This window comes from Streptomyces thermocarboxydus (assembly GCF_024760485.1).
GTDB classification, from domain to species: Bacteria; Actinomycetota; Actinomycetes; order Streptomycetales; family Streptomycetaceae; genus Streptomyces; species Streptomyces cellulosae.
In genome coordinates, this window is the sequence record NZ_CP058273.1 from 6,622,568 (window position 1) to 6,638,034 (window position 15,467).

Sequence of the window (15,467 nt, forward strand, 5' to 3'; positions counted from 1 at the left end):
GCAGGACGGCGGGGCGCGCGGCCGCGGGTCCCGTATGCTCGGCCGCGCCCCGTCCGTGATCATGACAAGGAGCAGCCCGGTATGAGCGACCCCGGAGCCCCGGCGGGCCCGTCCGAGCCGGTCCGCCGACGACTCGGCCGCAGCGGTGTGGAGATCACCCCGCTCGCCCTCGGCACCGCGGGCATCGCCGGCCTCTACACCTCGGTCACCGAGGAGCAGGCGTACGAGGCGGTGCGGGCCGCGCTGCGGCGGGGCGTCCGCTACTTCGACACCGCCCCGCACTACGGCCTCGGTCTCGGCGAACGCCGCCTGGGCGCCGTCCTGCGGGAGCTGCCCCGCGACACGTACACGGTGTCCACCAAGGTGGGCCGCCTGCTCGAACCGTCCGGCACGGGCGGCGACGACCTCGCCCATGGATTCGCCGTGCCCGCCACCCACCGGCGCGTCTGGGACTTCAGCGCCGACGGCGTCCGCCGCTCCCTGGAGGAGAGCCTGGACCGCCTCGGCCTGGACCGCGTGGACGTCGTCTACCTCCATGACCCCGACGACCACGAGGAACAGGCCTTCCGCGAGGCCTACCCGGCGCTCGAACGGCTCCGCTCCGAGGGCGTCGTCGGGGCGATCGGCGCCGGCATGAACCAGACGGCGATGCTCACCCGCTTCGTCCGCGACACCGACGTCGACGTGGTGCTGTGCGCGGGCCGCCACACCCTGCTCGACCACGGCGCCGCCGCCGGGCTGCTGCCCGCCGCGCTGGAGCGCGGGGTGTCCGTCGTAGTCGGCGGCGCCTTCAACTCCGGCCTGCTGGCCGACCCCCGCCCCGGCGCCACCTACGACTACGCGGCCGCCCCCGCCGCCCTCCTGGAGCGCGCCCTGCGCATCAAGGAGGCCGCCGCGCGGCACGGCACCTCGCTGCGCGCCGCCGCCCTGGCCCACTGCGCAGCCCACCCGGCGGTCGCCGGCGTGCTGGTCGGCGCCCGCTCGGCCGCCGAGGTCGACGACTGCGCCGACCGCTTCGAGGAACCCGTACCGGACGCCCTGTGGGAGGAACTGCGCGCGACCGGCCTGCTGTGAACGTCTAGGACTTCCGCGCGCTCCCCGCCAGCCGGGTCGGCGGCAGGAACTCGCGGACGTACGTCCGCTCCCAGCAGGCGCCCGTCTCGCGCAGTTCCCGCCAGGTGGTGAAGCGGTAGCGGAACAGACGGGCGCGGATGTGGCGGGGCGGGGCGTCCGCGGGGAAGGGGGAGCGGCGGAGCAGGCGGAGGGTGTCGGGGTCGTTCTCGAGCAGCCGCTCCACCAGGCCCCCGAACCAGGGGCTCGCGTAAGCGGGGGACAGCGCGGCGAACCACATCAGCCAGTCCAGCCGCAGGTGGTACGGGGCGTACTGGCGCGGCCAGCGCTTCGGGTCGCCCGGCTTGCCCTTGAACTCGTACTCCCGCCAGTCGGAGTCCTCCCGGGGCACCTCGTCCGCCGTGCCCTCCAGCACCACCTCGTGCCGCACCCGGCCCACGGTGCCGAACGCCCCGTAGGTGTTCACCAGGTGCAGCGGGTCGAAGGACCGGTTCATCACCTGGCGCCGCGAGAGCATGTTCCGCACCGGCGCGTGACTCAGCGCGAGCAGCAGCGCGGACACCGCGAGCACGACCACCACGTACCAGAGCGGGGCGTCGTCCACCGGCGGCGGATCGGACGGCCAGGCCACGGCGGGGAGCGCCAGCACGATCGTGATCCAGTTCAGCCAGGCGAAGTTCCCGGACAGCACCAGCCACAGCTGGGTGACGATCATCAGCGCGGCCGCCGCCGACGCGACCGGCTGCGGCGCGAACAGCAGGAACGGCACCACCAGCTGCGTCATATGGTTCGCCGCCGCCTCGGCCCGGTGCAGCGGCTTCGGGAGGTGGTGGAAGAACCAGCTCAGCGGGCCCGGCATCGGCTGGGTCTCGTGATGGAAGTACAGACAGGTGAGGCGGCGCCAGCACTCGTCGCCGCGCACCTTGATCAGCCCGGCGCCGAACTCCACCCGGAACAGCACCCACCGCAGCAGGAACAGCACCACGACGGGCGGCGCCACCTCGTCGTTGCCGAGGAACACCCCGAGGAACCCCACCTCCAGCAGCAGCGACTCCCAGCCGAACGCGTACCAGGTCTGCCCCACGTTCACGATCGACAGATACAGGCCCCACGGCACCAGCCACAGCAGCATCGCCGCCCACAGCGGCACCAGCGCGTCCACCCCCGCGAGCAGCGCCGCCGCCACCGCGCACCCCGCCCACGCGCACCCGGCGAAGAAGCGGTCCGAGTAGTGCAGGTGGAACAGGCTGGGGGAGCGGCGCACCGGCACCCGCGCCACGAAGCGCGGCACCGGCAGCATGCCCCGCTCCCCGATCAGCGCGCGGAACTGCAGCGCCGCGGCCAGGAACGCGACCAGGTACAGCGCGGCCAGCCCCTTCTGGAACACCAGCCGGCTCGTCCAGTACTCGGTCGCGCCGAACCACTCCACACCCGCACCTTCCGTCCGGCCGCTCCGTGCCGCCCTACTGCCTGTGACTTTCCGTGTACCACCCGGCGCCTCCGGATACCCGTGCTCCCAGGTGACCCAGCGGTCGAAGAATCACCCGATTCCTGGCAAGGTGGCCCCATGGCTGATCGGGGAGCGAGCCCCGTGTCTCTCCCGGACGACTGGCCGGAACACCCGGATCCGATCCTGGCGCTCAACCGCATGGGGAGTTTCGACTGGGACCTGGACGCCGGGGTGATGCAGATGGACGCCCAGGCGCACGAGATCTTCGACGTGCGCCCAGACGAGTACGACGACCGGCCGGAGACCCTCGCCATCCGCGTCCCGCCCGGGGAGGCGCGGCGGCTGGACGCCGTGGTGGCCCGCGCCCTCAACTCCGGCCAGGAGAACTACGGCGCCTACTTCCGCATCCGCCGTCGCGACGGCTCCCTGCGCTGGACCCACACCCAGGGCTACATCCGGCGGGACAGCACCGGCCGGCCCCACCGCATCATCGGCATCGTCCGTGACGCCACCCAGGAGCTGCGCGAGAGCGGCGACCGGCGCGACCAGACCCTCCAGGAGGACCTCCGCCGCCAGCAGACCAACGTGGTCCAGCTGACCACCGCCGCGCTCGCCCACGCCCGCACCGTGCAGGACGTCATCGACGTCCTCAAGGACACCCACGGTCTCACCCACCTGGGCGCGACCAGTCTGGTGATGGGACTGGTCGAGGCCGGCCGCATCCGGCTCATCGCGGAAGGACCCGCGGGCAGCTTCGTGCCCGGCACCGAACTCACCGGCATCGACGAGCGCTACCCGATGAGCGAGGCGGTCCGCACCCTCAGCCCCCGCTTCATCGAGTCCCCGGAGGAGTTCGCCGAGCGCTACCCGGAGCTGTGGCGGGGCATCACCGGGCTGAACATCACCTCGGCCGCCTATCTGCCGCTCATCGTGCAGGCCCGCCCGATCGGCGCGATGGGCCTGCTCTACAGCGACCGGCGCGGCTTCACCGCCGAGGAGCGCAACATCCTGGTCGCGCTCGGCAGCAGCATCTCCCAGAGCCTGCAGCGGGCGATGTTCTACGAGCAGGAGATGGACCTCGCCCAGGGGCTCCAGCAGGCCATGCTGCCCCGCACCATCCCCAGCGTGCCCGGCGCCGACCTCGCGGTCCGCTACCGCGCGGCCTCCTTCGGCGGCGCCTTCGGCCGGGACATCGGCGGCGACTGGTACGACCTGATCCCGCTCCCCGTCGGCAGCAGGGTCGGCGCCGTCATCGGCGACGTCCAGGGACACGACACGCACGCCGCCGCCGTCATGGGCCAGCTCCGCATCGTGCTGCGCGCCTACGCCGCCGAGGGCCACCCGCCCTCCACCGTCATGGCCCGCGCCTCCGTCTTCCTGCACGAACTCGACACCGACCGCTCCGCGACCTGCCTGTACGCCGAGGTCGACCTGGCCACCGGCGTCATCCAGGCGGTCCGCGCCGGGCACATCGACCCGATGGTGCGCCGCGTCGACGGCTCCTGCCGCCGGGTGCCCGTCCCCGGCGGGCTGCCGCTCGGCCTGTCCGCCGAGTTCGGCGGCCTCGACTACCCGGTGGGGCGGATCGAACTGGAGCCGGGCGAGACGCTGGTGCTGTGCACCGACGGCCTGGTCGAGCAGCCCGGCGCGGACCTCGACGACGGCGTGGAGACCCTCGCCGCGCTGATCGCCGTAGGCCCCGACGACGTACGCGACCTGGCCGACCGGCTGATCGACGTGGCCGACGAGCGCGGCGGCGACGACGACGTGGCACTGCTCCTGCTGCGCCGCCGCGAACCGGAGGGCCCCCGCTCCGGCGGCCGGCTCAAGCAGCTGGTGCCGCCCGGCGACCCGGAGGCGCTGTCCGACACCCGGCGCATGATCCGCACCGCGGCCGCCGCGTGGGGCGCCCGGGACCGGGCCGACGAGATCGAACTGGTCGCCGACGAGATGATCACCAACGTGCTGATGCACACCGAGGGGTCCGCGGAGGTCACCCTGCGGGTGCTCGACGGCGCCGAGCGGCGGCTGCGCGTGGAGGTCGAGGACTCCTCCAGCGCCCTGCCGCGCCGCCGGGAGGCCGGGGAGGGCGGCGTCTCCGGCCGGGGCCTGCTGCTGGTGGAGACGCTCACCGACCTGTGGGGCGTGGAGGCGCGCGGCGGCGGCAAGTGCGTGTGGAGCGAGTTCGTGGTCGCCAAGGACCCGGAGCCGGCCGGAGGGAAGACTCCCGGCACGGGCTGAGGACGCGCGCCGCGGGTGGCACCCTTGACGCATGCCGGAACTCCCCGAGGTCGAGGCGCTCAAGGACTTCCTCACCGAGCACCTGACCGGCCACGAGATCGTCCGGGCGCTGCCCGTGGCGATCAGCGTCCTGAAGACCTACGACCCGCCGCTCACCGCCGTCGAGGGCCGCGAGGTCACCGCCGTGCGTCGGTACGGCAAGTTCCTCGCCCTGGCCACGGACGGCGGCCCCCACCTCGTCACGCATCTGGCGCGCGCGGGCTGGCTGCACTGGAAGGACCCGCTGCCCAGCGGCGTGCCCCGCCCCGGCAAGGGTCCGCTGGCGCTGCGCGTCGCCCTGGAGACCGGCGCCGGCTTCGACCTGACGGAGGCCGGCACCCAGAAACGGCTCGCCGTGTACGTGGTGGACGACCCGGCCCAGGTCCCGGGGATCGCGCGGCTCGGCCCCGACCCGCTCGCCGACGGCTTCGACGAGGCGCGCCTGGCGGAGCTGCTCTCCGGGGAGCGCCGCCGGCTCAAGGGCGCCCTGCGCGACCAGAGCCTGATCGCGGGCGTCGGCAACGCCTACAGCGACGAGATCCTGCACGCCGCCCGCATGTCCCCGTTCAAGCTGGCCTCCTTGCTCACCCCGGAGGAGACGGCCCGGCTGTACGAGGCGCTGCGCACCACCCTCACCGAGGCCGTCGAACGCTCACGCGGGCTGGCGGCGGGCCGGCTGAAGGCGGAGAAGAAGACCGGCCTGCGGGTGCACGGCCGCACCGGCGAGCCCTGCCCGGTGTGCGGGGACACCATCCGGGAGGTGTCGTTCAGCGACTCCTCGCTGCAGTACTGCCCCACCTGCCAGACGGGCGGCAAGCCGCTGGCCGACCGGAGGCTGTCCCGGCTGCTGAAATGAGCCCTCGCGGCGGGCGTGTCAGCGCGGCCGCAGCACCACCAGCGTCTCGCCCTCCGTGGAGCGCACCTCGTACCGCTCGAACTGGTCGGAGCGCATCGCCGAGCCGCCCGGGACGGTGTTGGGGCGGGCGTCGTGCCGGGGCACGGCCCAGTTCGTCATGACGTTCTCGGAGCCGTCGTGGCCGATCCCCACCAGGACGCAGTCGCGCGGTCCCGCCGCGTCCTTCACCCGCAGCTCCACGCTGCTGCCCCAGTCGCGGTCCTCGATCCTCACCTCGGCCCACACCCCGGACCGCTCGTCGGTGGCCTCCACGGTCAGCGGGCGCGGCCCGTCGCCGCCCCGCGCCAGGACCGTCACCGCCGGGGCGGACACCGCCAGCACCACGGACGCGGCCAGCGCCAGCAGCATCCGGCGCCGTCCGACGCGCCGCCGGGCGGACACCTGGGTGAGCAGGCGGTCCAGCATCCGCGGCGAGGGCTGCGCCATCGGGTGTACGGTGCGGGGGGTCGCGTTGCGGTAGAGCATCAACTGGCGTGTCGCGGGGCCGAACTCGGTCACCTGGACGGCGCAGCTGGGGCACTCCATGAGGTGGTCCTCGAAGCGGAACGCCTCCGCCTCGTCCAGCACGCCGAGCGCGTAGGCGCCGACGTCGCGATGCCTCTCCAGGGACCTCATGCCGAATCCTCGTGCCGTTGGGTGCGGGTGGGGTTACTCCTTGCTCCCACCGGTACGCACCAGGCATCCGAATGACTCAGCGGCGCACCGAATCGTGACCTAAGGATTCGGAGACCTCGGGCCCGCGGATTGGTCCGAATTTCCGCGGACCTCGAAACGGCCGGAACGGCCCCTAGAAGAGGTGGATGGCGAGGTGCCCGAGCGGCAGCCCGAGCTGCCACGCCGGCGTCCACACCTTCGGCCCCTCGTCCTCGCCGGCCGCCCCTCCGCCCGGCACCGCGTTCAGGTCAGGGGCCAGCAGCTCCGTCTCCCGCAGCCACCGCCACGCCTCCACGGCCAGCTCCAGGTCCGGGCCCGGCACGCCCCTGCCGGACGCGGCGGCGTCCGTGGCCAGGTCGTCCAGCCGCTTCTGCACCCACTCCTGCCACGGCTGGTCGTAGGCGGTCAGCGACAGCCAGGTCTCCAGCTGGGTGATGACCCGGATGCCGGACAGCTCGCCGTCGGTGTCGGACAGGAAGACGGTCAGCGCCAGCGCGTCCCGGCCGGCCCGGAACTCCACGGACGTCGGCGGCATGAGGTCGCCGCTGCGCAGCAGTTCGTCGGCGATGTACTCGGCGTAGAACCAGGCCATGGGGACGGCGGGTCCGCCGTCGCCGTCCGTGCCCTCTCGACCTCTGTGCAGCATCCCTTCCTGCCTCCTCCGGTGCGTGCGCGTCGCCCGAGCCCGGATCCCCGGTCCGGAACACGGATGAGGACAGCCGATCCCCAACCGGGTTCCACGGCAAGGCGCTTTACGGAGGTTTGACCCGACGGCCGGTTTCACCGCATGTCGGAGGCGTAGCCCGGAAGCACCCGGCGCAGGGCGCGCAGCGCGTAGTACGCGCGGGACTTCACCGTACCGGGCGGGATTCCGAGGGCGGCCGCGGCTTCCGCCACACTCGCCCCCTGGAAGTACACGAGCACCAGGACTTCACGGTGCTCCGGAGTGAGAGTCTTCACAGCCTCCCGGACGTCGAGCGTCGCGGCGGCCCGTTCCGCGTGGTCGGAGATCACCCGGGCGTTCTCCAGCACGGCGTCCCCGACCTCGGCGGGCCTGGCCTGCCGGGCCCGCCGCGCGTCGATGGCGAGCCGCCGCGCCACGGTCAGCAGCCAGGGGCGTACGGAGTCGAAGTTCTCGGCGCGCAGGGCCTCGGGGTGCTGCCAGGCGCGTACCAGCGTCTCCTGGACCAGGTCCTCCGCGCGCTGCCGGTCCCCGTCGCAGAGCCGGAGCAGCAGCGCGAAGAGGGGCCGGCCGTGCTCCCGCTGGAGTGCGGCGAGCTCGTGCTCGGCGGTGGTCCCGTGCGTGAGTGTCGTTCCGGCCGTCATGGCCGTATGGCAACGCACCCCGCCGCCCGGGGACAGGGCGCGCACAGGAGTGTGCGGCGGACGGTCGATCGCGTCGACGAACGGTTCGACGAACGGTCGGGACGGCCGTTCTCGCACGCCGGACGGCCTAATGAGCGTGTCGGAGCGCCGTTCGCCGCAATGTGGCTTCTTACCTGTTTATCCATAAATACGACCACAGCGGGGTGACGTGATGATCGCACGCAGCAGACAGCTGGCCCTCGTCCTGACGGCCGTCCTCGCCGCGGGCGCCGCCTGCCAGGCCCGCGACCACACACCGCCGGCGCAGGGTCGTCCGGCCCCCTCGGCGACGGCTCACCGCGGCTTCACCCTGGTCGCCTCGGGCGACGTCCTGCCCCACACCTCCGTCATCGAGCAGGCCGCGTTCGACGCGGGCGGCGCCGGCTACGACTTCGGGCCGATGCTTTCCGGCATCCGCCCTGTAGTCGCCGAAGCGGACCTGGCGTTGTGTCATATGGAGACCGTCTACGGCGCCGACGGCGACTACAGCGGCTACCCCCTCTTCAGGTCGCCGCCCGAGGTGGCCGCCGGACTCGCCGCCACCGGCTACGACGGCTGCTCCACCGCCTCCAACCACTCCCTGGACGACGGCGAGGAGGGCATCCGCCGCACCCTCGACGCCCTGGACCGTGCGGGCCTGCACCACGCCGGCTCGGCCCGCTCCGCGCAGGAGGCCGCCGCACCGGCCCTGCTGGACGCGGGCGGCGCCCGGGTCGCGCACCTCGCCTACACCTTCGACACCAACGGCATCCCGCTGCCGCAGGACCGGCCCTGGGCCGTGAACCTGATCGACGAGCGGCGGATCGTCGCCGGCGCCCGCGCCGCCCGCAAGGCCGGGGCGGACGTCGTGGTGGTCTCCCTGCACTGGGGCACCGAGTGGCAGGACGCGCCCGACGACCTCCAGCTCTCCCTCGCCCGTTCCCTCACCGCCTCGAAGAGCGGGAACCGCCCGGACGTCGACCTGATCCTCGGCACCCACGCCCATGTCCCGCAGGCGTACGAGAAGGTCAACGGCACCTGGGTGGTCTACGGGATGGGCGACCAGATCGCCGGCGAGATGACCAACCACGACGGGGTGAACGACCCGCGCGGCAACCAGTCCACGGTCGCCCGCTTCACCTTCTCCCCGCCGTCCCGCCCCGGCGCCCGCTGGGAGGTCACCCGCGCCGAGTTCGTGCCCCAGCTGTACGACGTCGACGCCGGCCGGGTCGTCGACCTCGACGCGGCCATCGCCCAGGGCGCCGAACTGCAGGGCGTCCGCGACCGCATCCGCGACGTGGTGTTCAGCAGGGGCGCGGCGAAGGACGGGCTCGTGACGGCGGGCGGGGAGGGCTGAGGCGTCAGCCCGGGGCCGCGGGGGCGGGCTCCGGCGACCGGCGTCCGCGTCCACGGCGGAACCGCGCGGCGAGCGCGCCCACCAGGACGCCGCCCACCGCCCAGGCGGACAGCACCCACCAGGCCGTGGCGGTGTGATGGCCGCCGAAGTAGGCGTAGTTGCGGAGCAGCGTCACCGAGGCCCCGTTCGGCAGGGCGGGGCCGAGGTCCCGCCAGAAGGGCGGCAGCAGGGCCGAGGGATAGACGCCGCCCGCGCTGGGGTTGCCGAGCACCACGAAGATCAGCACCGACAGGGCGACGCCCGCCGGCCCCAGCAGCACCTGGAAGGCCATCCCGGCCGCCGCCGCGGCGAACGTGGTGAGGGCGCCGATCCACCACAGCGCCGCGAAGTGGCCCGGCAGCGCGTCGAAGACGAAGTCCGCGACGATCGCGCCGCCGAGCCCCGACAGCACCGACACCACGGCCAGCGCCCCGAGCCGGATCAGCATGCGGTGCGGGTTGGCCGGACGCGCCCCGTACGAGGCGGCCGCGGCGGCCGAGGCCAGGTAGCCGCCCACGACCAGGCCGACCGCCAGGTAGAAGGAGGCGAGTCCCCGCCCGTCGGCCTCGTTGGGCGGCCGCAGGTCGGTGATCTCCACCGGCTGCGACGGGTCGGCCTTCTGGAGGACCCGCTCCAGCGCCTGCACCCCGGAGGGACCGGCCGCGGACGCCACGAGCAGCCGGTCGGGACGCCCGTCCGGGGAGACCAGGAGGGCCGCGTCCACGTCGCGCTCCAGCACCATCGTGCGTGCCTGCCCCGCGCTGTCCGCGGGCCGGGCGGACAGCGGCTCCCCGGGGATGCCGTTCAGCTCGTCGACCACCCGCTGCCGCTCCGCCGCCGGGGCCACCACGGCCACCGGGAGCCGCTCCGGGGTGGGGGAGTGGAACGCCCCGATGTAGGAGACGACGAAGGCGAGTTCGAGGATCAGCACGCCCAGGATGAGGAGCCCGGTGCGGGGTGTGATCGCGTCCCGCGCCTCGGCCCGGAAGCGGCCCAGCGGTGTCGCGGCAGCAGGACGTCCGGGTGGCCGCCCGTCCGGTCCGGGGGTGTCGGCCATGTCGGCTCCTTGCTCGGTGAGGTCGGTCGGCGCCGAGGGGCGTCAGGGGGCCGGAGCGCCGGTGGCGTCAGGGGTCGGGCGCGCCCGTCCGGGGCAGCGCGAGGATTGCCGCGGTGGTGCCGGCCGCCGCGACGGCGGGACCGAGCCGGGCGTCGACCGCCATCGCCCCCGACGCCGTCAGCGCGCCCAGGAACAGCATCACGACCGCCCCCACGCGGACGGCCGCGTGCCGGGAGCTGCCGTCGGCGGCGTCCTGCGCCAGGCTGGTCAGCGTGCCCGTGACGAACGTCGTGGTCACCCCCGAGCTTCCCGCCGCGCGCTTGGCGGCCGCCGTCTGGCCGCCCATCGCCGCCGCGGACGCGGCCAGTGACAGCAGCCGCAGCGCCGTGCCGGGAGCAGGGGCGACGGACTTCAGGGCCAGCACCGTGAGGTCGAGCGCGACGACGGCCACGAGGACCGCCCGGATCCCGCCCCACCGCGGCCCCGGCCCCTTCGGCGCCGCGCGGGACGCCGCGTACACGGCGGCCAGGAACGCCGCGAGCGCGGTGGCCGCCCCCGCGACGAGGGCCCCGTACCCCGGCCGGCCGGTCAGCCCCGACAGCACGAGGCTGCCGGTCATGTTGGCGGTGAACACGCCCCCGAGCTCGGTGAACGCGAAGGCGTCACCCGCTCCGGCCGCGTACGACAGCAGCGCGGCCGTGACCGCGAGGCGCGTCGACGACGGCGCCGCCCGCATGGGTCAGGCGGCGTCGGCCGGGAGGAACGGGACGTGGCAGGAGGAGAGTTCACGGACGGCGAGTACCGGGGCACGTCTGGCGGCCCGCCGGGGAGACGTCGCGGACATCTCGATCACCCTTTCGGAAGAGTTCCCCACCATGGTGGTCACACGTCGTTGCGGGGTGCATCTCGGACGCCCGCGCTGGCCGCACCGGGCACGCGCGTCAGTCGACGTCGCCGTGGTCGAGCGCCTTGAGCAGCTCGCCCAGCACGCGCAGACACGCCGTCACCTCGGCGTCCGTCAGGCCGCCGCCGGTCTCCCGCAGCAGCGCGTGCTCCCGGCGCAGCACCTCGCCGATCGCCGCCGCACCCTTCTCCGTCTGACGGATGAGCGAGGAGCGCCGGTGGGCCGGGTTGGGGATGCTCTCCACCAGCCCCTGGTCCGCCGCCTCGTTCACCATGCGCTGCACGAACTGGCGGCTGATCGCCTGCGCCCGGCCCATCTGCGGCACCGTCATCGGCCCGTTGCGGTGCAGCAGTGTCAGCACGGCACGCACACCGAGGGACAGCTCACCGTCCGTCAGGCCGCGCTCGACGCTGCGCTGGGCGCGCCGGTAGAGCGGGCCGACCAGGTCGTACACCTCGGTGAGGCGTCGGCCGAGCTCGTCGGGCGGGAGGGGGGTCTCGTGGTCCGTCACCCGCCCATCATGACATCTGGGTTGTCAAAGTGGGTCCATCATGACACCTTGGTTGTCATGACTGGTGCTTCGGACCTCCGTACCTTCCCGTCCGCCGACGGCGATCTCGCCTACCGCGACACCGGCTCCGGCGACCTCGTCGTGCTGCTCCACTCCGGCTTTGTCGACCACCGGATGTGGGACGACCACGTGCGCGTCCTCGCCGAGCGGTACCGGGTGATCGCCCCCGACACGCGCGGCCACGGCTTCTCCGCCAACGCCACCGCGCCGTTCCGCTGGGCCGACGACCTGGCCGCGCTGCTGAGCCACCTCGACGCCGGACCCGCCGTCCTCGTCGGGCTCTCCATGGGCGGAGTGATCGCCACCGACACCGTGCTCGAACACCCGGACCTGGTCCGCGCGGTGGTCACCGCCGGGGCGGCGACCGGCGACTTCCGCTACACCGACCCCTGGCACCAGGAGCTCCAGCAGACGATCGCCCGGGCACTGGCCGCCGGGGACGTGACCACCTGGCTGGACGCCTTCCTGCGGCTCGTGCCCGGCCCCGGCCGCCCGGCCGAGGACGTCGACCCGGAGATCCCGCGCCGCCTGCGCGAGATGGCCCTGCACACGCTGTCCAAGCACAGCGCGGGCGAGAAGGACTGGCTGGTGCACCTCACCGGCTCCTTCGACCGCCACGGCGGCGTCCGCGTCCCGCTGCTCGCCGTCAACGGCTCCCTGGAGCCGGCCGATCTGCACGCCGCCGCCGAGCGCCTGGCCGGCGCCGTCCCCGAAGGCCGTACGGCGACCATCGACGGCACCGGCCACTACTCGGCGCTGGAGCGCCCGGAGGAGTTCCGGCGCGTCCTGCTCGGCTTCCTGAAGACCCTCTAACCCCGGTCCACGGCGTCGTCCCGGCCCGCGAGCGCCGAACGCCGGTAGGAGTAGCCGAAGTACACGACCAGGCCGATCACGAACCACACCGCGAACCGCACCCAGGTCTGCCACTGCAGGAACGTGATCAGCCAGATCGAGAAGGCCACGCCCACCGCGGGCACCACCGGCATCCACGGCGTGCGGAAGGCGCGCGGCAGCTCCGGCTGCCGGTAGCGCAGCACGATCACCGCCGTGCACACCACCACGAACGCCAGCAGGATGCCGATGTTGGTCAGCTCGGCCGCCTCGCCGATCGGCAGGAACCCGGCGATGGCGGCCGACGCCACCCCCACGATCCAGGTGACCCGCGTCGGCACGTGGCGTGTCGGATGCGTCTTCGCGAACCAGCGGGGCAGCAGCCCGTCCCGGGACATCGCGAACCACACCCGCGTCACGCCCAGCATGAACGTGAACATCACCGTGAGGATGCCGATGATGGCGCCCCCCGCGATCACGTCCGCGAGCCCGTTGAGCCCCACCGACTTGAACGCGGTCGAGAAGCCGCTCTCCGGGTCGATGTCCTTGTAGTCCTGCATGCCCGTCAGCACCAGACAGGCCGCCACGTACAGCACCATCGAGATGATCAGCGAGTAGATGATCGCCTTCGGCATGTGCCGCTGCGCGTCCTTGGACTCCTCCGCCGCCGTCGACATGGCGTCGTAACCGAACACCGCGAAGAACACCGTCGCCGCACCCGTGAACGCCCCGCCGACGCCGAACGGGAAGAACGGCTCGTAGTGCTCCGTCCGGATGTGGAACACGCCGACGCCGATCACCAGCAGCACGACCAGTACCTTCAGCACCACGACGACCGTCTCGAACCGCGCCGCGTTCTTGATGCCGAGGTTCAGCAGCGCCGCGATCAGCAGACACAGCAGCGCCGCGAACAGATCGACCCGGTGCCCCTCCCCGGTGCCGGGCGCGCCCAGCATCCAGGCCGGAAGATCGGCGCCCATCTCGTTCACCAGGAAGCCGAAGTAGCCGGAGATGCCGATCCCGACCACCGCGACGATCGCCGTGTACTCCAGCAGCAGGTCCCAGCCGATGAACCAGCCCGCCAGCTCGCCCAGCACCGCGTACCCGTACGTGTAGGCCGACCCCGCCTTCGGGATCATCCCCGCGAACTCCGCGTACGACAGCGCCGCCGCCGCGCTCGCCACGCCCGCGATCAGGAACGACAGCAGCACCGCGGGGCCCGCCGTGCCGTTCGCGACCGTCCCCGCGAGCGTGAAGATGCCCGCGCCGATGATGCCGCCCACGCCGATCGCGGTGAGCTGCCAGAGGCCCAGGGTGCGCTCCAGGCGCGGACCCCGGCCGACCTCCGTCTCCTCGATGTGCTCGATCGGTTTGCGGCGAAGAATCCCCTCGCCCGCCCGGAGCCCGGCCATGCGCCTCACCTCTTCGCGTTCGGCAAGCGGCTGACGACGGCTCATGATCCCCCCGAGGCGCCGCCGGCGGAAGACACCACGCGAGCCGAAGGGCCCGCCTTCACCGGACTACGGCACCACCGTCACCGGCCAGCGCCCCGCCTTCACCAGGCGCACCGCCACCGACCCCACGAACCGGTGCCCCGCCTGCTCGGAGGCGCCCACCACCACCGCGTCCGCCGTGAGGTCGTCCGCCGCCTTCACCAGGCCGTTGTACGGGTCGCCCCGGAAGGTGTGGAACTCCCAGCGGATGTCGAAGATCCCCTTGATCCGCTCCATCGACTCCCGGATCTGCGCCGCGAGGTCCTGCGCTATCTCCTCCGTCGTGTCCGCCACCGGGGCGCCGAGCGCCGCCCCGCCGGCCAGCACCGGCTGCACGTACACGATCGCGAGCAGCGCGCCCTGACGCCGCGCCAGACCCGCGGCGTACGCCGCCGCGCGCAGCGACGAGTCGGAGCCGTCCACGCCGGCCACGATCACCTTCGGGCCGTCCGTGCCCCGCTCGAACCGATGGGACTGCTGTTCCGTCACGACCGCGAGGCTATCGGAGCGCCGCCCGGCCGGACACCGCGAGGTCCCCGGGGATCTACGCCGTATGCTGCGCCGATCAGGTGAAAACGTGCCGCCGCACCGGTGTCGCGGCGCTGTGCCGGGCCCCCGCGGGGCGACTGATGAGTCATGCAGAAGGATCAATTGCTCAACCGGCGCCGGGCGTTGCTCGCCGGTGCCGCCACGCTGGGCGCGGCAGGCATCGCCGCGGCGCTCGCGCCGGGCGCCGGGAACCGGGGCGCGACCGCCTCCCCGCCCGCCGCCGGAGCGCCCCCGGCCCGCCGCCCGCTCAGGCCCTCCGAGTACCGCCTGCGGCCCCTGACCGGCTACGGCCCCCCGCGCACCACGCCCGGCAGGACCCCGGTGCGCGAGGAGCCGCTGCTGAAGGTCCCGGACAACGGCCGCACCGTCGTGCTCACCTTCGACGACGGCCCCGACCCCCGCTACACCCCCCGCATCCTCGACACCCTGGCCCGGTACGAGGTGCGCGCGATGTTCTTCGTGTGCGGCGAGATGGCGGAGTACAACCCGCACCTGCTGGCCCGCATGGCCGACGAGGGCCACGTCGTCGGCAACCACACCTGGACGCACCCCCTGCTGACGAAGCTCCGCCGGCGCACCATCCGCTCAGAGATGGAACGCACCAGCGACGTCGTCGAGAAGCACTACGGCAGCCGCCCGGAGTGGTTCCGCGCCCCCTACGGCGCCTGGAACCGCGCCACCTTCGAACTCGGCGCCGAACTGGGCATGGAGCCGCTCGCCTGGACCGTCGACACCCTCGACTGGACCGAGCCCGGCACCCGCACCATCGTCGGCCGGGTCGAGGACGGCGCCGCCCCCGGCGTCGTGGTGCTCTCGCACGACGCCGGGGGCGACCGCTCGCAGAGCGTGAAGGCCCTGCGCTCCTATCTGCCGTTCCTGCTGGACTCCGGCTACCACGTCACCGTGCCCCGCCGGGAGTACGTCTGAGAACGCCGTGCCGCCCCTGCCCAC

15 protein-coding genes are annotated in these 15,467 nt (G+C 73.5%); 6 read left to right on the plus strand and 9 right to left on the minus strand.

The genetic code is table 11. The features are described 5' to 3' along the window. Positions 1-81 precede the first annotated feature (81 nt). Positions 82-1,074 carry an aldo/keto reductase gene (locus AY578_RS30240; protein WP_019521379.1) on the plus strand — a complete coding sequence of 331 codons (993 nt, stop codon included), beginning with the start codon at positions 82-84 and terminating at the stop codon, positions 1,072-1,074. Between the two features lie 4 nt (positions 1,075-1,078). On the opposite strand, the gene AY578_RS30245 is transcribed toward AY578_RS30240, so the two are convergent. Beyond that, positions 1,079-2,500: a lipase maturation factor family protein gene (locus AY578_RS30245; RefSeq protein ID WP_019521378.1), complete on the minus strand. Its 1,422-nt coding sequence runs from the start codon at positions 2,498-2,500 to the stop codon at positions 1,079-1,081. Positions 2,501-2,638: 138 nt separating this feature from the next. Between AY578_RS30245 and AY578_RS30250 the strand changes: the two genes are divergently transcribed. Beyond that, positions 2,639-4,762: a SpoIIE family protein phosphatase gene (locus AY578_RS30250; protein ID WP_028959062.1), complete on the plus strand. Its 2,124-nt coding sequence runs from the start codon at positions 2,639-2,641 to the stop codon at positions 4,760-4,762. A 31-nt stretch (positions 4,763-4,793) separates the two neighbouring features. Continuing rightward, positions 4,794-5,657, plus strand: a complete 864-nt coding sequence (locus tag AY578_RS30255; protein WP_136238320.1) for an Fpg/Nei family DNA glycosylase — start codon at positions 4,794-4,796, stop codon at positions 5,655-5,657. 18 nt (positions 5,658-5,675) lie between these two features. Here AY578_RS30255 and AY578_RS30260 read toward each other — a convergent pair whose 3' ends face one another. From AY578_RS30260 to AY578_RS30270, 3 genes are all read right to left on the minus strand, one after another. Then, positions 5,676-6,332, minus strand: a complete 657-nt coding sequence (locus AY578_RS30260) for a zf-HC2 domain-containing protein (protein WP_028959061.1) — start codon at positions 6,330-6,332, stop codon at positions 5,676-5,678. 172 nt (positions 6,333-6,504) lie between these two features. After that, positions 6,505-7,017: a hypothetical protein gene (locus tag AY578_RS30265; RefSeq protein WP_019521374.1), complete on the minus strand. Its 513-nt coding sequence runs from the start codon at positions 7,015-7,017 to the stop codon at positions 6,505-6,507. Positions 7,018-7,151: 134 nt separating this feature from the next. After that, complete coding sequence (locus AY578_RS30270) at positions 7,152-7,697, minus strand: sigma-70 family RNA polymerase sigma factor (protein WP_019521373.1); 546 nt, start codon at positions 7,695-7,697, stop codon at positions 7,152-7,154. Positions 7,698-7,908: 211 nt separating this feature from the next. On the opposite strand from AY578_RS30270, the gene AY578_RS30275 reads away from it, so the two are divergent. Next, positions 7,909-9,072, plus strand: coding sequence for a CapA family protein (locus AY578_RS30275; RefSeq protein WP_136238319.1), 1,164 nt, complete (start codon positions 7,909-7,911; stop codon positions 9,070-9,072). 4 nt (positions 9,073-9,076) lie between these two features. Here the strand turns inward: AY578_RS30275 and AY578_RS30280 are convergent, their stop codons facing one another. The 3 genes from AY578_RS30280 to AY578_RS30290 all read right to left on the minus strand — a co-directional run bounded on the left by AY578_RS30280 (position 9,077) and on the right by AY578_RS30290 (position 11,583). Beyond that, positions 9,077-10,168, minus strand: a complete 1,092-nt coding sequence (locus AY578_RS30280; protein WP_019521371.1) for an ABC transporter permease — start codon at positions 10,166-10,168, stop codon at positions 9,077-9,079. Between the two features lie 67 nt (positions 10,169-10,235). After that, complete coding sequence (locus AY578_RS30285) at positions 10,236-10,904, minus strand: DUF1275 family protein (RefSeq protein ID WP_019521370.1); 669 nt, start codon at positions 10,902-10,904, stop codon at positions 10,236-10,238. Positions 10,905-11,109: 205 nt separating this feature from the next. Beyond that, the gene (locus AY578_RS30290) at positions 11,110-11,583 is read right to left on the minus strand and encodes a MarR family winged helix-turn-helix transcriptional regulator (RefSeq protein WP_028959059.1); all 474 of its coding nucleotides are present in this window, start codon (positions 11,581-11,583) and stop codon (positions 11,110-11,112) included. A 57-nt stretch (positions 11,584-11,640) separates the two neighbouring features. Here AY578_RS30290 and AY578_RS30295 point away from each other — a divergent pair, with 57 nt between their 5' ends. Next, positions 11,641-12,456, plus strand: a complete 816-nt coding sequence (locus tag AY578_RS30295; RefSeq protein WP_258906443.1) for an alpha/beta fold hydrolase — start codon at positions 11,641-11,643, stop codon at positions 12,454-12,456. Here the strand turns inward: AY578_RS30295 and AY578_RS30300 are convergent. Both AY578_RS30300 and AY578_RS30305 read right to left on the minus strand, forming a co-directional pair. Beyond that, positions 12,453-13,886: an amino acid permease gene (locus tag AY578_RS30300; protein ID WP_019521367.1), complete on the minus strand. Its 1,434-nt coding sequence runs from the start codon at positions 13,884-13,886 to the stop codon at positions 12,453-12,455. The two genes, AY578_RS30295 and AY578_RS30300, sit on opposite strands and share 4 nt — an antisense overlap. 108 nt (positions 13,887-13,994) lie before the next feature. Beyond that, a complete protein-coding gene (locus AY578_RS30305; RefSeq protein ID WP_019521366.1) occupies positions 13,995-14,456 on the minus strand; it encodes a universal stress protein in 462 nt (153 codons plus the stop codon). A gap of 147 nt (positions 14,457-14,603) precedes the next feature. On the opposite strand from AY578_RS30305, the gene AY578_RS30310 reads away from it, so the two are divergent. After that, positions 14,604-15,443, plus strand: coding sequence for a polysaccharide deacetylase family protein (locus AY578_RS30310; RefSeq protein ID WP_258906451.1), 840 nt, complete (start codon positions 14,604-14,606; stop codon positions 15,441-15,443). Positions 15,444-15,467 lie beyond the last annotated feature (24 nt).

Coding starts and splice junctions, on each gene's coding strand:
- AY578_RS30240 (WP_019521379.1), top strand. CDS start 82: ATGAGCGACCCCGGAGCCCCGGCGGGCCCGTCCGAGCCGGTCCGCCGA.
- AY578_RS30250 (WP_028959062.1), top strand. CDS start 2,639: ATGGCTGATCGGGGAGCGAGCCCCGTGTCTCTCCCGGACGACTGGCCG.
- AY578_RS30255 (WP_136238320.1), top strand. CDS start 4,794: ATGCCGGAACTCCCCGAGGTCGAGGCGCTCAAGGACTTCCTCACCGAG.
- AY578_RS30260 (WP_028959061.1), bottom strand. CDS start 6,332: ATGAGGTCCCTGGAGAGGCATCGCGACGTCGGCGCCTACGCGCTCGGC.
- AY578_RS30265 (WP_019521374.1), bottom strand. CDS start 7,017: ATGCTGCACAGAGGTCGAGAGGGCACGGACGGCGACGGCGGACCCGCC.
- AY578_RS30270 (WP_019521373.1), bottom strand. CDS start 7,697: ATGACGGCCGGAACGACACTCACGCACGGGACCACCGCCGAGCACGAG.
- AY578_RS30275 (WP_136238319.1), top strand. CDS start 7,909: ATGATCGCACGCAGCAGACAGCTGGCCCTCGTCCTGACGGCCGTCCTC.
- AY578_RS30280 (WP_019521371.1), bottom strand. CDS start 10,168: ATGGCCGACACCCCCGGACCGGACGGGCGGCCACCCGGACGTCCTGCT.
- AY578_RS30285 (WP_019521370.1), bottom strand. CDS start 10,904: ATGCGGGCGGCGCCGTCGTCGACGCGCCTCGCGGTCACGGCCGCGCTG.
- AY578_RS30295 (WP_258906443.1), top strand. CDS start 11,641: ATGACTGGTGCTTCGGACCTCCGTACCTTCCCGTCCGCCGACGGCGAT.
- AY578_RS30300 (WP_019521367.1), bottom strand. CDS start 13,886: ATGGCCGGGCTCCGGGCGGGCGAGGGGATTCTTCGCCGCAAACCGATC.
- AY578_RS30310 (WP_258906451.1), top strand. CDS start 14,604: ATGCAGAAGGATCAATTGCTCAACCGGCGCCGGGCGTTGCTCGCCGGT.